Below are 19,186 nucleotides of genomic sequence, written 5' to 3' on the forward strand. Positions count from 1 at the left end.
ATTGGGGGGATGTAAAATGGCAACAATCAAAGATGTTGCAAAACGGGCAGGAGTTGCTGTGTCGACAGCCTCCTACGCGCTTAATGGAATAAATAAAGTCAGTCAGGCGACCGTCGATAAAGTTATGAAAGCTGCACAGGAACTGAATTATCAAAAGAACGGCATCGCTTCTGATTTGAAACGGACGAAGACGAATACAATCGCTTTGATATTGAGTGACCTATCCGGGCCGTATTTCTCGGAACTGATCAAAGGCGTCCAGGACGTCACCACGTCGAACGGATACGACCTGATCGCCTGCAGTTCCGTCGGCGGGGATAAATCGACTGCGGCGAAGTTTTTGCGGGAAAAACGTGTGGATGGAGCGATCGTACTCGCTACGAACATTAGCACCGAAGCGATTAAAGCCTCGGCACGGGAAGACTTTCCGATTGTCGTGCTCGATCGGGAAGTGGACAATCCGAATGTGATCCACGTAGAGGTCGATAATGAGCAGGGCGGTTATGATGCGACGAAACACTTGCTCGATAAAGGTCATCGCTCTATTGCTTATGTCAGCGGTCCATTTGATTCCCATGACAACAAGGAGCGGTTCAAAGGATATCAAGCTGCGTTAGCCGCTTCCGAAGTCCCGTATCATTCCCGCTGGAAAATCAACGGTGATTTCACAAGGGAAGGCGGCTACCGGGCAACCCGCACATTGATCGCCCAAAAAAATATGCCCGATGCCATTTTCTATGCCAATGATGAAATGGCGATCGGTGGGATGCAGGCTTTTTCCGAAAAAGGGGTTCGGGTGCCACAAGATATTTCGATTATCGGGTTTGACGATATTCAACTGGCAGAATATGTGAATCCGCCACTCACGACTGTAAGGCAGCCAAAGTACGAAGCTGGATCACTTGCTGTCCATCTGATTTTCCAGATGCTTGCCGGAGAATCGGTCGATCAGACATATAAACTTGCAACGGAGTTTGTTGCACGTGATTCTGTGAAAAGCTGATAAAAAAAGCCTGGTTCCTGTCGTGCTGTATGGTTAGCAGTAAAGGATCCAGGCTTTTATATTACTTAGGCCGATGTTTTGGCGGATGTATTGGCTGATAGTGCGAAAAGGTTCAATAGTGAAGCTTACTTATTTACACCAATTACACAAACCGCCGGAACGGGTTTCATGGATTTTAATTCCACTTTAATATCTGAATAACCGGCTTGTTCAAGTGTTTCCATGTAATCTTCTCCAAGCTCTTTTGCTGTATCTTCTGTCGCTCCTTTTGTAAAAGGCTGGACCGTTATTGCCAGGATTCCATCGCGTTTCATATACTTACGGACCGCTCCCAATGTTTGTACAGGATTGTCCCAGAACATAATGGAATTGACAGCGTAGACTTTATCGAACGACTGGTCAAAATCAGGGAGGTTATTAACGTCCGCAAGCTTCAATTCTACTTTTCCTTCCTGGATACTTTTCTTATTATTTTTACGTGCCTGTTCCAGCATAACCTCGGAATAATCAATACCCACAACCTTTCCACCCTGTACGACTTTAGATACCATATCGAGGCCGACTCCTGGTCCAAAACCCATTTCCAGTATGTTGTCATCTGGTTTGATATCCAATAAAGAAATGGTCCACTCGTTTTTTTCTGAACCAATCTTTTTCATTAAGAAACCGGCGAATCGACCGAGTTTCCCTTCGGGTTTGCGGAATTGGAGAGAGAATTTATCGAAAACCCCCACAATGACCCTCCTTTCATACGTGGTCTCATTTATTTTATCTTCAACCAACAAAGTCAGTCTATAAGGTCCCAATCAGGGTTATAGACTACTTCCCATAGATGACCATCAGGATCTTGAAAGTATCCGGAATACCCGCCCCAAAACGTATCTTGCGCCTGTACAGTAATGGTGGCGCCCGCTTTTTCAGCTTGTTCCATTACGCTATCAACTTCTTCTTTGCTGCCGACATTATGACCAAGCGTAAATTCGGTAGGGCTTTTTGCAGTTTGTTTTAAATTAGTATCATAAGCAATATTTTTACGATTCCAAATGGCAAGCTTTAAACCGGGTTGCAGATCAAAAAAGGCAACAGCGCCGTGCTCGAATTCTTCTCCTATAATACCTTGTGTCTCGAATCCGAGCCCCTCCCGGTAAAAGTTCAACGCCTTTTCCAAATCATCTACACCTAATGTGATTACTGAAAGTCGAGGTTTCATATACATTCCTCCAATATAAGCATTCTTATAATTATTTAATCCAAGGAATATGTGATGGAGTAAAATGGCGATATATCTTCCAAGGTTATATTCATTAAAATAACGTGCTGGTTGACATAACTTCTTAGCGCCGTCCGTTCTCTACGAACTCATGCAACAGTAGTTTTTAAAACTTTGCCCATAAATTCAATTGCAGATTTGTAATGGTTACTTCAATGGTTGGTTCTTTGTCTAAATCAACATCTTTATCTGTTGGAAATAAATAAAAACCGAACTCGTCGCCACTACGGGAGTGTAATGCTGAAGAGGAAGAAGGTGTTAATTTAAACGTATCATAATTATACGTTGCGTGTGCTTCTGCTTTTAGCTCATGGGTATAGCCATTGATATTACGGTAGTGTTCGATACCCGAAACTAAAGTCGCCCCTCCACGACTATAAGTTCCGCTGGACCGGAAGATCACCTCATAGTTTGATTCATTCTCTATAATTTTCGAGACATAGATTTGATTTCCTTCCTCATCATCAAAAAGGAATTTTCCTTCATTGCTCTCCGGATCACTTAAATCAATCGTTATCGTATAGTCACCTTCCATATTATGTGCATTATTCATATAACGCTCGGCGTCGTCGGCTATGTGATTGATTCCTTGAGCCTGAAGGTGATACATGTCAATGGCTTGAGGTATTAGAAAAGAGCCAACGGCGATAATCCCCATAACAATATATAACGTATTTAAATTCAAGTATTTTTTCACTGAATCAAGCCCCCGCTTCCATGCATGCTATGTTGTATATCTATGGTGGTATTTAAGTTCTATTCGGTACCATCCTAATAATTTCCATGAAGATCGCTGGTTTTCCTGCTTTTGAAGGCATGGAATCTATCAGAGAAGAATATCGCATTAGAACCATAAGGAGGGAGCGGTACTAGTTTAACGGGCATTAAAGCATAGATAAAGACCGTTGTGGGGTTGCAAACGAGAGGTAACGGTCTTTATCAACGGGTTAAAGACCGCTAGAAGGGGAGGTTCCTGGTTTAACGGTCATTATAGTGGTTATAAAGACCGCAGGATTAATGAAGTTCATTCTTCACAGTCTCGAGCAGTGTAGCCTTCCCTTCTTTGATAGCTGAGCGAGGGCATGCACGTTTTTAATTCGTAAAGGGGACAATATAAATCCCATCATTATTGATCCAATCTGCATAAAGCACGTCTTCACTCTTGGAATAACCGTTGGCCGTCAGCTGATTCTCCAGCCAATAATGGTCAAAACCTAAATCTCGTATGTTATCTTCCACGACCTCACCATCCATGATTAATGTAGTACTAAGAAAGGCTTTAGGTTCAGGCAGCTGCAAATCATTGATTTCAACTTTCTGATACTTCTTTTTCTTCAATATACTAATGGAACCGTTGGACTCTAATATGGCGTAGGCCACTTCGCGGATAGAAAAAATTTCACTTTGCCTTAATAGGCTTAATAATTGATTGATATTCATTCGATTCTTTTTTAATTCATGGCGGTCGATTTTGCCATCTCGTATAATGATTGAAGGATTGCCTTCGAGGAGGTTGCGGGTCCCTTTGTACTTTAGCAACACTTTTTCCATCGTGATCATCAATACTGCCCATAAAAAAATGGTATAAAAAATGTAAAACAAGTTGACATTGCTTTCATAAATTCCGTTACCTAATAGTTCAGACAGGACGATTGCTGATATAAAATCAAAAGGGGTCAATTGTTTAATGGTTGTTTTCCCTAATAGTTTAGTAGTAAAAAATAATAGATAAAATCCAATGATCACCTTCAGGGAAACTTCTAAAAAACTAAGCTCCAAAGCTTCTGCCTCCTTTCTATACAAACTCTCCTTCCTAGTGTTAGCATTTTTAATAATATTCATACGGCTATATGATGGTTTAATAGATTTAGGAAAATATAAATTAGATAACCAATGATAAAAGGCCAATTCATCCATTGAATTGGCCTAAGTTATTGCTGTTCAACAGCCTATATCGTTTGATCCCTATTTGGGGTAGTAAAGCATAAATGCTTTGTATGTAAAAAGCCGATCCAAGTAAGGATCGGCTCTGTAACCTTAAATTATTGATTTCCTTTTTTCACCCAGTCGGCAACCGTGACAGTACGTTTAGCCTGATGCTTGACCGCGCCTTCTACGTCATCGACCATATTGCCGTCCTGATCCACGGTGACACTTGTGCCATATGGGTTCCCTCCGGCACCGAAAAGTACTTCATCGGTGTAACCTGGTGGGACGATGATCGCGCCCCAGTGCATCATAGAAGTGTAAAGAGAAAGCAAAGTTGCTTCCTGTCCGCCGTGCGGGTTTTGTGCGGAAGTCATGCCGCTTACGACTTTGTTGATTGTTTTACCGCTTGCCCACAGACCGCCCTGCGTATCAAGGAATTGTTTCATTTGTGATGGCATGTTGCCAAAACGTGTCGGGATGCTGAAAATGATAGCGTCTGCCCATTCGAGGTCAGCGGAAGTCGCTACCGGTACGTCTTTCGTTTTTTCGACGGTTGCTTTCCATGCCTCATTCGCTTCGATAACAGATTGTGGTGCCAGTTCCTCGGCTTTTAATACTTTTACTTCAGCACCGGCTTCTTTTGCTCCTTCTTCCGCCCATTTCGCCATTTTGTAGTTCGTCCCACTCATAGTGTAGAAAATAACAGCTAATTTTACGTTTGACATTTCTTCCATCTCCTTTGGTTTTCCGAATAGTTTATCTAGTAATCCCATGTTTAACACCTTCCTGCCTTTACTTGAACTGAACCTTTAAAGACCACCTCCATATAAACAGATGCGCTTTTCTTCTTATGCCCAAATGGAAGCAGATTATTTAAAGGAATTTATTTCGAATTTGAGATATATAACAAAAATAAATCACCTACTCAAAGGTGTTGGGTATTATCTCGCTTTCAAGATAATTATATTTCGAATTCGAGATATTGTCAACGGCTATTTTTATATTTTTTGGCCTGAATAAAAGCAGAGAGGAGGACTTCTGATTTTTTTGGTTCAACTTAGTAGCAACTGGCATGTATTTGGTGAAATAAGCACCCTGCACCAATAGCAAGGTTGTAATCAGCCAGCTTGTTGTATGTTTAAAAGTTCGTTCAAAAACAGAAAATGCCCGCTCACTGTGAGAACAGAGGCAGGCATATGATGTTATGGCAAACTTTCACAAACGACACCGTCTCCATCATAACCATCGAGCCGGTGCGGGTCAGACTCAGGTCCTCCAGCTGCTTCATAAAACGCCTGGGCTTCTTCCTGGGTGTCGAAGTCGCTACAGTCGCGGTCCGGTCCGTTGGGGTCGTATTTTAAAGCTGCAGAACCGCTGCCGGAATCACTGGGAGATGAACGGTCAGAACTTCCAGAGTCATTACCAGAATTAGAACCGCTGGATGAGCTACTTGATCCTCCGGAAGAAGTCTCTCCAGAGGTGAACCCGTCACTGGTGACGTAGCCGTCGATACTCCAGATTCCGATTCCCTTGTTGCGGGCGCGCGCTTCCGCCTGCTTTAGCCGATCCTGGTATTTATATGGCGGGTCGTACACATAGGCATAGCGGGCGAGGCCATTCTCGAGCAGTTTTTCATTGAACAGTTCACCGTTCACCCAAAGATAGCCGAGCAGACGGCCGTAATGGTCGCGCTTCGGTCCATCGGATTCGTACTTTACTTTTGTGCCGGGCTTTAGCACTTCTTTAGCAAAAGCAGATGCTTCAGGGCCAAACTTCTGCGTACCCCCGTGCACTTCCGGTGTATCGACGAGCAGCAGGCGGACGCTTTCTGTCTCACCGTTGTAGTTGATTTCAATCGTGTCACCGTCCACTACGCGGCTGACCGTCGCATTCGTGTCCGGAGTTTCATCCTGCTTTGAGGTATCTTCTTGTTTATCGTCAGAAGGATCCTTTATTTCTTCCTGACTGGTGCTGTCTTTCTTTTCGGATTGATTTTCGGAATCATCGTTACGATCTTCTGTTGCCGAACCGTCATCCTTTGATTCATCTGTTTTTTCACTGTCAGATTCGTTTGATGAATCCTCTTGAGGTTCAAACGAATCTTTTTCTTCTTTATCGTCTGTGTCCTTGTCTTCCTGGGGCTCTTCGGTTTCTTCCACCTGTTCTTCATTGGCATCTTCGGTTGTCTCATTTTCCTCGCTGTAGGTCATATCGAACAGCGTCATACTGATGATGAAGGCGAGGGAGTAAATGAGAAGCACGCGTCTGCGAGTCGGCTTTTTGTTTGACCAGAACAAAGCACGTTTTGGGGAAAATAATCCCACGACCATGAGAATGAGGGTCGCGAAGGCAAGTAACATAAATAATATATCCACTGTATTAAACCTCTCCCTAGTAAAATCTTACACTACTATTCTAAGGAAAATACTGGATTTTTCAAGAGGATATCAATGGGAATGAGGAGAAGGAAGGCATTAATATGTAAAATAAACTTTACAAAATGTATAGTTAACCTTACAATAGAAATGGAAGAAAGTAGAAGGAGTTTAGGTATGGAAATAAAAAATCGAGTCAAAGAATTGAGAGCGAGAGACGGGCTGACGCAAGGCGCACTGGCAGAGAAAGTCCATGTGACGCGTCAGACCATCGTCGCCCTTGAAAAAGGAAGTTACGTTCCATCGCTATTACTTGCGATGAATATCGCGCGGACATTCGAGATGCCCGTAGAGGAGATTTTCAGTATAGAGGGGGAGGATTCATGAAAATCATGAAGAGTGTATGGATTTCTTTGGCGGTACTGGGTTTGTTTAGCTGGGCATTAGTTGAGTTTTATTCCGCATCCATTGATATTTCGAAGTTTTTACAAGATCCGGAGAGGGAGTATATGTTTGAGATCCGGCTGATTCCGTTTGTTGCATTCTTCCTTATTGGTGGATGGCTGGCTTTTGTATCCATCCGAAAAAAGCGGAAGTACCAATCATGGAAAAAGGTATTTTTACTCCCGGATGAATTTGAAGAGTCAGATGAACGGGAAAAGCAGCTCACCGCACAGGCCTGCCGCTCCGCCTACATCAGCATGTGGTATTCTTTCCCAGTAATCAGTGCATTGCTGCTTTTGTATCCATTCGTAACAGAAACCTTGCCCTATTACCCGATCCTGGTATTTGCTTTGCTTCCCATTACCCAAATCATCACCTATACGGTTTCTTGGAAAAAGAATTTCTAAATTGACCAATAAAAATGCCTGCACCTACTAAGCTAGCAGTAGGGCAGGCGTTTTGAGTAGTATGGTTTTATTTGAATTCTTTTTTTTGTTGCTTCGTATATGATCATGTGAATCATCTCCTTATTACGAAAATGAAGGTAATTATTTTTCCATATAGAAAGAGTTATATATTCAGCTTACCTTATTTTCCCACTTGATTGTAGAAAAATTAATCTAAACGAAGCGGTGATAGACATGTGATTAATTGAGTTCAGCAACAGATGTACTAACTCAGGAGGTCTTTTAACATGAATGAAAAGGTAAACTTCTCTCCGGAAGAACTCTATCGGGAGAGAGCGGAGGAAGTTTTTAATAGGCATAAAAATATCATCACACATAAATTGCCGGAAGCGGAAATCTATCATATTGGCAGCACTGCCGTTAGGGGCTCGCTGACAAAAGGAGATGTCGATCTTCAGGTGCGTGTCACTCAGGAGGACTTTGAAAAAGCGAGAAATGCAATGCTGGATTTATATCCTGTGAATACGGGGAGCGATCAAACTTCCTATTTCTGTTCCTTTGAGTATGGAGAAGATGTACTGCCAGTGGGTGTCCAGTTGACCGTGAAAGGCACATCTGTCGACCACTTTTACCAGATGACCTGTTTTTTCAAAGAAAACCCATCCTGCACGGACCAGTATAATACATTGAAAAAGCGGTATGAAGGAGCGGACATGGAAGAGTACCGGAAGGCGAAGGCCGCTTTCCTAACTGAAGTTTTGGAAGCACCTGCCTATCAGAGGCTGGCGGAAAGGCTGGAAATCTACGATAAAGTTAAGTTTGTCGAAGGGGAAGAGTATGTAACGGTGGAAGATACCAGACATCTGACGGATCAGGAGATGAAAGACCTTATCACACACTTATTGAACGATCCAGCTTTTCATTCCAAGGACATGACGCTCCTTGTCCACCATAAATTCAGTGAAGAAATCGAAGTCTATTTAACAGAGCATAGGTTTCAGATGCTCGACGAAAATGTCATGGTGAAAAAATTGCTCACTCAGGAAACGGCGGAAGCTGCCTATTTTGATACAGCTTCTCTTCATGATATCCCTGAAGAGGCCTTCAAGCCTATTTGGAAGAAAGCGATGAGCGGTTCCTTAAACGCACCATCTTCCTTGGATATGGACGGGCACATGCAAAGCGTCAAAGGAGAGCTTGGCGAAGATTATCGCAAATCCTGCCTGGTTGCTTATGAGAACGGCGAACCTATTGGGGTTGTGATGCCCCACATCGAACCAGGGACCGCCGATGAAGGAAGGTTGTTTTATTTCGGTCTCGTTCCGGAAGCACGAGGCAAAAGGAAAAGTAAACAGCTACACCTTCAGGCGCTTGACATATTAAAAAGTCAGTTCGGCGCCAGCTATTACATCGGCTCCACGAGTCGGAATAATGTCCCGATGCTCAAGACCTTTGAAGCAAATAGCTGCACGGTTGTAGAGAAGAACAAGGTGTATAAGCGGGCGAAAGCTGCGGGTAAAAAATAAATAAAAGGGAATATTCAAAAGAGAAAAGTAACGGGCACCTTTGATTGGAGAAAATAGCGAAAAACATATGGGAGTGGAATTGGATGCGAAAACTGTTCTTCGGAGTAATGCTTGCTGCTTCCATAGCAGGGGTTCTGATGGCCTTGTTTCCGAATTTGAGCTTAATGAACAAGCTATTGTTACAACTTCTTCTGCCAATTGCCGCTATTTATTGGATCAATAAAAATCGCTACTGGTTCCATCATTACATCCAGAAAACATGGCTCGTGTGCAGTCATCCGTTAGGGATATCCATTGTGTTTTTGGTGTTAACCGGGGGATATGACTTGCTCGTGTTTACCAGTACTGTTGTATGGGTCCTGCCTGTCTTACAGTTATTGATGTTCGCTAGTTCGTTTCTTTTTTGGAGTATGTTCCTTGGGGCTGGTCGGAATACCAACCCCCTATCGTTAGGAGAAAGATCACTTTACCTCGTCGTCAACATGCTAGTGTTAGGAGTCTATGCATTCATTGCCAGCCACTACTTTCCATCTCATATCACAGGCATCTATACATTTATCGGCTCGATCGTAGTTGTGATGACATTTTTATTAGGCTATACGCTTATGATGTGGGGGAGAAAAGAACATGTGGTAGACCGGCGGACGGTCGAAGGGCTGGTACGGAAATTAAAATAATGTGACAGATTTCAGAAGGTTCACGTTAAGGAGAGGATTATTTAAAATGAATGGGGGAGTGTCACACCTAACTTTCCTTAACCCTACAGAGTCCTTATAAGTAACTTTAAGACAGCAGAAGGCGCATTGAATGAAACGCATATTATCTTCATCTTACAGTCTTTTACAAAAGGGGCTCCACAGAAAGATGCCACAAACTAGGTGGAAGCTGAAATGTTTTATAATATCGAAAAGTATTCCCTTTGTATGTACATCCCTCAAAAGACAACATACAATATAGAAAGTTTAATTTAGGTGGGTATTATGTATGCAAAGAAATAATAAGCACAAAGTGAATACTCGTGTGGTTTATGATTGGCAATCATCTAATTCTGAATTTAAATTAAAGATTCCGATAAAATCAAAGCGTAAAGTTAACCCCTTTAAAGCTGATACTTATCAGTATAATGCTTTATCTGATGGGGTTAGTTCAATCTATACGGATGAAGATGAATTGAAGGAATATGGGCAGCGAGGCATTCTAGATCCAGGGAATGTTACTTATATTAATCTTTTTATAAACGGAGTATTACAGCCGCCAAACACTTATACAGTAAAAAAAGGTTATCTCCGCTTAAATACAAATAGTATACCAGCAGAAAACACTCCTATCATCCTCCAATTTATCACTATTTATCAATCATAAAAACCTTATTACCATTCCCCTTTAGGTAGACAGTAAAAAAAGAGAGCATGTAATGTGCGCTCTTAACCTATTATCTGGAGGGGAATTTTCTTTGGATAAAAGGGGAGCCCTTTACCATATATACATACGATAAGTTGTTCGATTGAAAGATGAAGAAAAGGGGCGTATCGCTAGATGGGCGTAGGAGAAAATACCGATCCCCTTTACTTCTTAAGATGGAGAAGTGTCGAAGACGGGTATTAAATGGCGATTTCAAATAAAGTTTAACGGTCTTTCCCCTATAATATCGGGAAAAGACCGTAGATTGGTTTGTGCTATTATTAATTTTCTAAATGAAAATGATCTGTACGACCATCAGTGGAAACTCTTATTTTTCACTATTGTTAAGTTATTATATCAGTAGTAGAGGTTGGAGTATAATTTACGACTTCTAGTACAATAGGGGATCCTGAAATGATCGGGTCTCCGCCGGCTGGTACATCAATATCAAGTGATCCGGCCGTTGTAGCTCCTGGCGTATAGGTTGATATTCCACCCATTTGTAGGACACCGTTAATATAAACATTATAATAACTATTATCGGTAGCTAGTGTTGGAAGTTCAGTAGCTGCTGCTCCTGAGCCATCGAAAAAATCGGCTGTATCTATTGATAAAGTAGCTCCAGCAGCTGTTTCTCCAGTAGTGACGTGAAAGAATTTTTCAGGTGTTGGATCTACAGCAACTGTTGAAGAAGCCGTTATTTGAAGTTTCATTAGTTCAAGTGCCATAATACACCTCCTTTATAACTAGTCTTATACTATAGTATGATGTAATTTGAAAATTGCTTAGACAGGTTTATTGATTTTATCTTTTTATTTAGAGAGCAAAACAGAGGGTGAAAAAGTGGATGAAAACAAAACACAATAACCGCTGCGGCGGATCACTTTCCCAGATAATATTACCGGGCTAGTTTTTTTAGTTTTGGTTTGGAGTCAATTCATGACCGGACAGACCTTATATGTCGATGATGGAATCGTCATGAAGCAAGCCCATTGCATAGAACCGGTCTTTCGTCGGTGCAATAGGGCATTATGGTATAAGGAGAGAAAACTAGGAGGGGTTCTATGAGCTGTCCTGATGAAATTCGGGAACGAATCCTTGAACAATTGAAAACTCCTGTAATGAATCAACTCGCACATGAACAGATAAAGGTCTATCTGTTCGGCTCGTGGGCTCCGTAGGGAATTTTAAAAGGCGCAATCCCGAATGGGAGAGCGCCTTTTATGGAAAGGAGCAGAGTTTTAATAAGCATTCTTGGATCAACATTGATGGGGTGGACCACGAAGTGTTTCCTATCTTCGGAATCGTGGTAAGGATGGAAATTAGAGATACCATAGGGTATGCGAATAACCCACAATTGTGACAAGGAACCTTGTCAATCGTACTCGAAGGGTGGCCGTGATCTGTAAGTTTATAATACAAAACCCTGAATAACATCCGGGTTTTGGTTGGAGGAGGTTGCTTTCTCTGCCAAGACCAGAGCATGCGTTTTGGGTTCAAGCAGCCTCCTTAAAAGGATAGACCTCATTATACAAAAACTTGTTACCCCCTATGGAAGGTACTAGACCGGTAAGCCTACAAAATTTCTGAGGGGAGTTATCCCGTCAAGACTTCTTCTTTCGGATATTTGATAATATCAGTTGAAGGATGAGCAAAGGCAAAAGCAAATGTCAACGGACCAAGTTTTCCAACTAACATAGTGATAATAATGATTATTTTTCCAAGCACTGACAATTCCCCGGTTAACCCCATCGATAATCCGACGGTCCCGAAAGCAGAAACACTCTCAAAAAGGATATTGAGAAAAGGCGCCTCTTTTTCTGTCAAATTAAGCAGGAAAACTGTTGTAATGACCACACTCAAACTCATGATTGTCAACGCTAGCGCACGCATGACCAGGTGGAACCCGATTCTTCTACGAAACACCACCACATGTTCCCTGTTCTTCAGAAAAGCTATCGTAGCAAGTATTATAATTAAGGCTGTAGTTAATTTAATGCCGCCGGCTGTAGAGGTACTCCCGCCCCCGACGAACATTAGCGTTATAATATAGAATAAAGAAGCATGCTCCATTTGAGCGATGTCCAGCGTATTAAAACCGGCTGTTCTTGGAGTTACCGCTTGAAAGTAAGAAGCTTGAACCTTACCGAAATTGGATAAATCTCCAATCGTAGCAGGGTTGTTGAATTCTAATATCATTAAGACAATGACACTGAATATATTAATGACAATCGTACCGATCAGCATGATTTTTGTATGTAAACGCAGATGAAGGAACTCCCTGCTGTGCCAACTGTCAAATACTACGGTAAAACCAATGCCGCCTATGATGAAAAGGACACTGATAGTGACATTCACCATCGGGTGGATGACATAGTCGGAAAGGCTGTTTTCCCAAATGGAAAAACCCGCATTGTTAAATGCAGAAATAGCATGAAAGACACTGGCATAAATCCCATCCTTCCAGCCCATTTCAGGTCCCCAGACGAACGATAGCAGGATAACAGCGATGGCTTCGACAGAAAGGGAAAAGATCAATAACCTTTTTACTAAAAGAACCACATCGCCTATCGCATTTTGGTTCAGCGCCTGTTTCACTAACAGCCGTTCTTTCAAGCCTATTTTTTTCCCCATCATGATAAAAATTAATACCGCAAACGTCATGATGCCAAGTCCGCCAAGTTGGATAAGTAACATGATAATGACTTCTCCAAAAGTTGAAAAGGCAGAACCGGTATCTACCACAATCAAACCTGTTACCGTCATGGCTGATGTTGCGGTGAAGAGAGCGTCCAAGAAAGTGATACCATTTGTCGTAGCGACCGGAAGCTTCAGCAATCCAGCGCCTGTCAATATTAAACTGACAAATACTAATAATAAGATTTGCGGTGGATTCAATCTAGCTAGTTTTGATTTCAAGCAATCACCTTCTAAGAAATGATGCTTTATCATACCATTATAGATTTTTCTTTTCAATCTAGTTTAATACAAAATCTCTCTATTAGATCGAGTGAACTCCTTTTCTCTAACAACCGGATCGGCCAATTTCTATTGGACAGATTTAAATAGTTCTGCTGTTCTGCCGGTCATTTGGTGATACATTAACATCCCTAGTATTTCATAAGACTTAATGATGGAACTGGCACCTACTCTTTTAGCGTTTTCTGCCTGTTTACTGGTAAGAATCTCCGTAATTACTCTGACATCAGGGTTAGCAGCTTTAGCCGCAATCGTGAACATGATGCTATATTTATCTGCTTCCCCTTCTTCCTTCGAAGGATCAGCGGTGATGATTACGTCTTTTGCAGATTGGATATGTGCTTCTGCTAATACCTCCTGGTTATAGGCGTCCCCTTTAATGTAAGTTACCTTGTCTATCATTTCAGGTAGTTCCCCTAAACTATTATCAATTAATATGATATCTTCGTCTTTCCCATTTGCTCGAATCGCTTGAATAAGTTTTACCGAAAGTATATTCCACCCAATAATAATGTGATGGTCCTCCATTTTTTCATTCCCCTTTCCTGATTCTTGTTTAGTCCTTGTACACGAGCCTTTATCACCCTTTAAAAATTAGCCTGTGAGAATATCTTCCCTCGCATAACGGATATGGATTTTGGCCTGAGTTGCTATGGAAAAGGCAAGAGTTAATGGGCCAACTTTCCCTATAATCATAATCATACTGATGATTATTTTACCTATCCAAGTCAAGTCCCCTGTTAGTCCCATGGATAGACCAACGGTACCAAAAGCCGAAACGGTTTCAAAAACAATCTTGAGAAAGGGAGCATCTTCCGTAATATCTAAAATGAAAATTCCTACGAATATAAACGATATTCCGATAACCGTGATTGCTAAAGATCTTACGACTGTAGCATCAGTAATTGCCCGCCTAAAAACTTCTATATCTTCTTTCCTTTTTACAAAAGAAGAGACTGAAAACAGGATTGCGAGAAATGTCGTCAGCTTTATTCCTCCCCCGGTTGAAGCGCTGCCGGCGCCAATGAACATAAGGATAATCATAAAAAACTGAGTGGAGTGATTTAATGCGCCAATATCCACGGTATTAAAACCAGCAGTTCTTGGCGTCACCGACTGGAAGTATGCCGCTTTCACTTTATCAGCAATAGTGAAGTCTCCAATCGTATTTGTATTGTAAAACTCCAGCCAAAACACAAAGCTAAAAGCTATAACATTAATGAGCACTGTTCCCACAATCATTAACTTTGTGTGTAAACTGAAATCTTTAAACCTTTTCTTCTTCCAAATATCAAAAATAACCGTAAACCCGATTCCTCCTAAAATAAACGAAGTTGTAATAATTAACGTCACTATTGGATCACCGACAGAGCGGGATAAACTATCGGACCATATGGAGAATCCTGCGTTGTTAAATGCAGAAATGGCGTGGAAAAAACTAGCATAAAGACCATCTTTCCATCCGAAAGCAGGCACCCACACCATGGATAATAAAGCAAAAGTAACAGCTTCTACTGACAAAGAAAAAATCAAAATCTTCTTTGCCAGGATAATAATCCCTCCGATGGAATTTTGATTTAAGGATTGGGTAATTAATACGTGCTCTTTAAAACCCAATTTGCGACCCGACAATAAGAATATAAACACCGCAAAGGACATAATGCCTAAACCGCCAAAATGAATCAAAACCAGGATCACAGCTTGACCAAATAAGGTATAGGCTGTTCCTGTATCGACAACAATCAGCCCCGTGACAGTCATAGCGGATGTTGCCGTGAAGAATGCATCTAGTAAAGTCACTGGCTCTGTTGTTGCAAAGGGTAACATTAAAAGGCATGTACCTATAAAAATAAACAGGAGAAATATAAGTAAAAGGAATCGAGGCGGGTTTAATTGCTTAGTAATTAATTTATGAAACAAGTCTACACACCCTCGCGTTGAAAACGATCAAGGTCTTCGTTGTTCCCGATCGTCACTAAAATATCCTGATTATCTATTTTTGTCTCCAAAGAAGGAGATATTAAGATATGATCTTCGCTTTTCTTTACAGCTATAATACTGCAGTTATATCTGGATCTAATCTCCAGCTCCAATAAACTTTTATTTGCAACTTTTTCACTGGCAATGATTTCAATAATGCTATATTCATCGGATAGCTCAATGTAATCGGTGATTTTTTCCGAAACAATATGATTAGCAATCCGAAATGCCATGTCCCGCTCTGGATGTATGATTTTGTCCGCGCCAATCTTTTTTAGTACTTTTTCATGATACGCGTCATTCGCTTTCACCCAGACTTGTTTAATTCCCATTTCTTTTAGCATCAGGGTTGCCAAAATACTCGATTGTATTCCTTCGCCTAAACTGATCATGACATAATCGAAGTTTCGGATACCCACCGCTTTTAAGGAATCCTCGTCAATGGCATCTAATTCTGCAGTATGGCTGGCAATGGTGGAATATTCCTGTACGCGCTCCAGGTTTTTATCCAAAGCCAATACATCAACGCCGAGTCTGGCCAACTCTTTACACAGACTGCCTCCAAAACGTCCTAGTCCGATTACTGCAAATTGCTTACGCTCTGGCTTCCGTTTCAATATGATACTTCCTTCCTTGACCTAGTCTGATAACAGTGTTAACAAATTTTTTTCGATTTATAATAAAATCCGGGTTAGTTTTTAAATATAAAGGGTAAGCAGGATAAAAAGTGGAAAAGAAAGAATAGTTCAGGCAAGGAAGCAAAAAAGGAGGGAAAAGGCAAATGGGTAAGCCGATTGAAATTTCTAAGATAAAGATTATCCAGGATGAGAGACCAAACCGCCGCGCTTATATTGCTGACTTTGAGGAACCGGTCCAATATGGTGTACACGGGGGAGTGAAAGAATTTTATAAAGCTGTCCCGGAAGAAGAGCATCCGTCTACCCTGGATCACATTGTTTCTGCAGCAGGCGGCTGACTGACCGGTACCTTATCTGGCGCGCTGGAGGCGCGTGATATACCGACGTTTCCGAACAAGCTGCAAGGAGAGTTCGAAGGTGTGATCGAAGCACCTGAAAAAGTATTGAAGATAACGGAAATCCGCTGTTTCTATAAGTTGAAGATTCCAAAAGGGAAACGGGAAGCTGCTGAACGTGCACTGCACATATTTGAACGCAGCTGTCCTGTGGCTCAAACATTAAAAGGTTGTGTTCACTTCACTCACGACTGGGAAATCGAAGAAGAATAAAAATTAATATTTCTCTACGACAAATAATCCACCCGAGTCCTCACTCAAGGGTGGATTATTTTTTTAATGAAATTAAGGTCAACATATAGTTTACCAGGAGGGTAGATGCATTTTCCTATAAAAAAAATCTTTAATGGCCTACACAAAACCCAATTATTTTTTATATAGTATAACATTATTAAATATTAAGTATGACATAATTGAAAATATGTGTTATATTATATTGCAAATCTAGTAAGGAGGAGATCGAGAGTGTCGAAACATCCTTATATTCGTTGGTTTGAAGAAATTCATAAAGAAGACATCCCATTGGTAGGCGGGAAAGGGGCCAATCTGGGTGAGCTTATAAACGGAGGCGTGAAAGTCCCGCCTGGTTTTTGTGTTACTGCAAACGCATACAGTGATTTTATCGAGGAGCGTAACTTGGATAAGTACATACTCGAGGCAATCAATGGGCTGGATATTGAGAACAATAACCAGCTTCAGCAGACAAGTGCAGAAATCAGAAACTTAATCATGGATACAGATATCCTTGAGCCGATTGATAAAGAAATTCGCGAGGCCTACGCACAGTTCCAGCGTAACCTTCAAGTCGATGACCTGTATGTAGCTGTGCGGAGTTCCGCAACAGCGGAAGATTTACCGGAAGCATCCTTTGCCGGACAACAGGATACGTACCTTGAAATTGAAGGCGTTTCCGAAGTCATTCATCACGTAAAAAAGTGCTGGGCATCGCTTTGGACGGCACGCGCGATTTATTATCGTGAAAAACAGGATTTCGACCATTTTGATGTGTCACTATCTGCTGTTGTACAGAAGATGGTAAACAGTAAAAAAGCAGGCGTCCTGTTTACTTCCAACCCGATTAACGAAGACCATAATCAGATGATGATCAATGCCAGCTGGGGACTGGGAGAATCCGTGGTGTCCGGTATGGTCTCCCCGGATGAATACATCGTCGATAAAAGGGACAACAGCGTCATTGAAAAGCATATTGCTACCAAGAATTTTTTGATCGTTAAAAATGAAAAGGCTGTTGGAACGACCAAAGTCGCGGTTAAAGAATTTTTGGGCGAAGATCTTGTAACCGAACAGTGCCTCACTGAAACAGAAATCAATCAGCTTTCCACTGATGCGCTTCGGATCGAAGAGTTGTACAATTCACCGCAGGATATTGAATGGGCGATTGATAGTGATACCAATGAACTCTACATTCTACAGGCACGGCCGATTACTACATTAACAAAGGAGGAACCAAACGTGATTGAACAAGCTCAAAAAGAAACCAGCCGTGTGTCACTGGTCCGCGGGCTCCCGGCATCCCCAGGTACAGGAAGCGGAAAGGTAAGAAAAATAAAGGATATTACGGAAGTCTCTAAGGTGGAAGAGGGGGATATCCTCGTTACCATTATGACAAACCCTGATATGATGCCGGCTATGAAGAAAGCGGCAGCTGTCGTCACAAACGAAGGCGGACGCACGTGTCACGCAGCCATCGTTTCCCGTGAATTCGGCATTCCTTGTATTGTAGGTTCCAATAACGCGACAGAAGTATTGGCAGAAGGAATGGAAGTGACCGTCGATGCCACTCGCGGCGTTGTGTACCAGGGGATTCTGGAAGAAAAGCAGGAAGAGACAAAGAAAGCAGAACCGTCTGCTGTCGAACAAATCAACCTTCACCAGCTGGCGCCAATCACAGGTACAAAAGTGTACATGAATCTTGGTGAGCCGGATTTAATCGGCAAGTACAATGATCTTCCGTTTGATGGGATTGGCTTAATGCGTACCGAGTTCATTTTCACCCACCTGGTCGGTGCCCATCCGATGTACCTGTTGAAAAATGGCGAAGAACAATTTTTTATCGAAAAAATGGCGGAAGGAATCACCAAAGTAGCACAGGACATTTATCCGAAGCCGATCGTTGTCCGGCTAAGCGATTTCCGTTCCAATGAATTCCGCGGGTTGAAAGGCGGCGAGGAAGTAGAGCCAATCGAAGCAAACCCAATGATCGGCTGGCGCGGAGTTTCCCGCTACATTTCCCCGGAATACGAGGAAGGTTTCCGTCTTGAGTGCCGTGCGATTAAAAAAGTCCGTGAAGAATACGGCTTAATCAACGTCTGGACGATGCTTCCGTTTGTCCGTACCACCTGGGAAGTCGAACGCGTCAAAGAAATCATGGCAGAAGAAGGATTAAAGCAGGACCAGCAGTTCAAAATCTGGATTATGGCAGAAGTTCCATCCGTCATCTTCCAGGCTGAAGACTTCGCTCAATTGGTCGACGGGTTCAGCATTGGCAGCAACGACCTTACCCAGTTGATTCTTGGGTCTGACCGTGATTCCGGCATTCTGAATACCATGGGCTACTTTGATGAACGCAACCCGGCTGTCAAACAGGCAATCAAAACGCTGATTCATGCCGCCCATAAGCATGATAAAACGGTGTCGATTTGCGGCCAGGGACCATCCCTATATCCAGAATTCACCGAGTTCCTTATCCAGGAAGGAATTGATAGTGTCAGCATCAATCCGGATACTGTGGCCGATACAAGAAGGCTTGTTGCTTCTGTTGAACAACGGTTAATTTTAAATTCCGTACGCAACTCTAAATAAACGAAAAGTGCCTGTC

Annotated in this window: 20 protein-coding genes; 9 read left to right on the top strand and 11 right to left on the bottom strand. The window is 42.1% G+C overall.

What is annotated here, in order from left to right:
• Window positions 1-16: 16 nt before the first annotated feature.
• Window positions 17-1,003: a LacI family DNA-binding transcriptional regulator gene (locus FHS45_RS11695; RefSeq protein WP_062443432.1), complete on the top strand. Its 987-nt coding sequence runs from the start codon at window positions 17-19 to the stop codon at window positions 1,001-1,003.
• A 125-nt stretch (window positions 1,004-1,128) separates the two neighbouring features.
• Here FHS45_RS11695 and FHS45_RS11700 read toward each other — a convergent pair whose 3' ends face one another.
• The 6 genes from FHS45_RS11700 to FHS45_RS11725 all read right to left on the bottom strand — a co-directional run bounded on the left by FHS45_RS11700 (window position 1,129) and on the right by FHS45_RS11725 (window position 6,562).
• On the bottom strand, window positions 1,129-1,737 hold the full coding sequence (locus tag FHS45_RS11700) for a class I SAM-dependent methyltransferase (protein ID WP_062443428.1): 609 nt from the start codon (window positions 1,735-1,737) through the stop codon (window positions 1,129-1,131).
• 53 nt (window positions 1,738-1,790) lie between these two features.
• A complete protein-coding gene (locus FHS45_RS11705; protein ID WP_062443425.1) occupies window positions 1,791-2,213 on the bottom strand; it encodes a VOC family protein in 423 nt (140 codons plus the stop codon).
• Between the two features lie 166 nt (window positions 2,214-2,379).
• A complete protein-coding gene (locus FHS45_RS11710) occupies window positions 2,380-2,970 on the bottom strand; it encodes a hypothetical protein (RefSeq protein WP_062443422.1) in 591 nt (196 codons plus the stop codon).
• A 395-nt stretch (window positions 2,971-3,365) separates the two neighbouring features.
• Window positions 3,366-4,052: a DUF421 domain-containing protein gene (locus tag FHS45_RS11715; protein ID WP_062447629.1), complete on the bottom strand. Its 687-nt coding sequence runs from the start codon at window positions 4,050-4,052 to the stop codon at window positions 3,366-3,368.
• A 263-nt stretch (window positions 4,053-4,315) separates the two neighbouring features.
• Window positions 4,316-4,927 (bottom strand): NAD(P)H:quinone oxidoreductase type IV, encoded by a 612-nt coding sequence (gene wrbA / locus FHS45_RS11720; RefSeq protein ID WP_062447627.1) that lies wholly within the window; start codon window positions 4,925-4,927, stop codon window positions 4,316-4,318.
• A gap of 477 nt (window positions 4,928-5,404) precedes the next feature.
• Window positions 5,405-6,562 (bottom strand): thermonuclease family protein, encoded by a 1,158-nt coding sequence (locus FHS45_RS11725; RefSeq protein ID WP_229717901.1) that lies wholly within the window; start codon window positions 6,560-6,562, stop codon window positions 5,405-5,407.
• A 192-nt stretch (window positions 6,563-6,754) separates the two neighbouring features.
• Here FHS45_RS11725 and FHS45_RS11730 point away from each other — a divergent pair, with 192 nt between their 5' ends.
• The 5 genes from FHS45_RS11730 (at window position 6,755) to FHS45_RS11750 (ending at window position 10,316) form a co-directional block, all read left to right on the top strand.
• Complete coding sequence (locus FHS45_RS11730) at window positions 6,755-6,964, top strand: helix-turn-helix transcriptional regulator (RefSeq protein ID WP_062447624.1); 210 nt, start codon at window positions 6,755-6,757, stop codon at window positions 6,962-6,964.
• Window positions 6,961-7,428: a hypothetical protein gene (locus tag FHS45_RS11735; RefSeq protein ID WP_062443416.1), complete on the top strand. Its 468-nt coding sequence runs from the start codon at window positions 6,961-6,963 to the stop codon at window positions 7,426-7,428. Before FHS45_RS11730 ends, FHS45_RS11735 begins: the two co-directional genes overlap by 4 nt.
• A gap of 287 nt (window positions 7,429-7,715) precedes the next feature.
• Window positions 7,716-8,954 carry a GNAT family N-acetyltransferase gene (locus FHS45_RS11740; protein ID WP_062443413.1) on the top strand — a complete coding sequence of 413 codons (1,239 nt, stop codon included), beginning with the start codon at window positions 7,716-7,718 and terminating at the stop codon, window positions 8,952-8,954.
• Window positions 8,955-9,037: 83 nt separating this feature from the next.
• Entirely contained in the window at window positions 9,038-9,631 is a 594-nt protein-coding gene (locus tag FHS45_RS11745; protein ID WP_062443410.1) for a hypothetical protein, read from the top strand.
• 307 nt (window positions 9,632-9,938) lie between these two features.
• Entirely contained in the window at window positions 9,939-10,316 is a 378-nt protein-coding gene (locus FHS45_RS11750; protein WP_062443406.1) for a DUF4183 domain-containing protein, read from the top strand.
• Window positions 10,317-10,699: 383 nt separating this feature from the next.
• On the opposite strand, the gene FHS45_RS11755 is transcribed toward FHS45_RS11750, so the two are convergent.
• The 5 genes from FHS45_RS11755 to FHS45_RS11775 all read right to left on the bottom strand — a co-directional run bounded on the left by FHS45_RS11755 (window position 10,700) and on the right by FHS45_RS11775 (window position 15,931).
• Complete coding sequence (locus FHS45_RS11755) at window positions 10,700-11,083, bottom strand: DUF4183 domain-containing protein (protein WP_062443404.1); 384 nt, start codon at window positions 11,081-11,083, stop codon at window positions 10,700-10,702.
• 868 nt (window positions 11,084-11,951) lie between these two features.
• Entirely contained in the window at window positions 11,952-13,274 is a 1,323-nt protein-coding gene (locus tag FHS45_RS11760) for a TrkH family potassium uptake protein (protein ID WP_062443400.1), read from the bottom strand.
• Window positions 13,275-13,403: 129 nt separating this feature from the next.
• Window positions 13,404-13,862 carry an NAD-binding protein gene (locus FHS45_RS11765; RefSeq protein ID WP_062443398.1) on the bottom strand — a complete coding sequence of 153 codons (459 nt, stop codon included), beginning with the start codon at window positions 13,860-13,862 and terminating at the stop codon, window positions 13,404-13,406.
• Window positions 13,863-13,928: 66 nt separating this feature from the next.
• The gene (locus tag FHS45_RS11770) at window positions 13,929-15,254 is read right to left on the bottom strand and encodes a TrkH family potassium uptake protein (RefSeq protein WP_062443395.1); all 1,326 of its coding nucleotides are present in this window, start codon (window positions 15,252-15,254) and stop codon (window positions 13,929-13,931) included.
• A gap of 2 nt (window positions 15,255-15,256) precedes the next feature.
• Window positions 15,257-15,931, bottom strand: coding sequence for a potassium channel family protein (locus tag FHS45_RS11775; RefSeq protein WP_062443392.1), 675 nt, complete (start codon window positions 15,929-15,931; stop codon window positions 15,257-15,259).
• 164 nt (window positions 15,932-16,095) lie between these two features.
• On the opposite strand from FHS45_RS11775, the gene FHS45_RS11780 reads away from it, so the two are divergent.
• The 3 genes from FHS45_RS11780 to ppsA all read left to right on the top strand — a co-directional run bounded on the left by FHS45_RS11780 (window position 16,096) and on the right by ppsA (window position 19,170).
• Complete coding sequence (locus tag FHS45_RS11780) at window positions 16,096-16,290, top strand: hypothetical protein (RefSeq protein WP_062443389.1); 195 nt, start codon at window positions 16,096-16,098, stop codon at window positions 16,288-16,290.
• Complete coding sequence (locus FHS45_RS11785; protein ID WP_082411970.1) at window positions 16,291-16,560, top strand: OsmC family protein; 270 nt, start codon at window positions 16,291-16,293, stop codon at window positions 16,558-16,560.
• A gap of 252 nt (window positions 16,561-16,812) precedes the next feature.
• Window positions 16,813-19,170, top strand: coding sequence for a phosphoenolpyruvate synthase (gene ppsA, locus FHS45_RS11790; RefSeq protein ID WP_062443381.1), 2,358 nt, complete (start codon window positions 16,813-16,815; stop codon window positions 19,168-19,170).
• Window positions 19,171-19,186: the final 16 nt, after the last annotated feature.

The organism is Thalassobacillus devorans (genome assembly GCF_011761345.1).
In the GTDB taxonomy this organism is placed as follows: domain Bacteria; phylum Bacillota; class Bacilli; order Bacillales; family Halobacillaceae; genus Thalassobacillus; species Thalassobacillus devorans.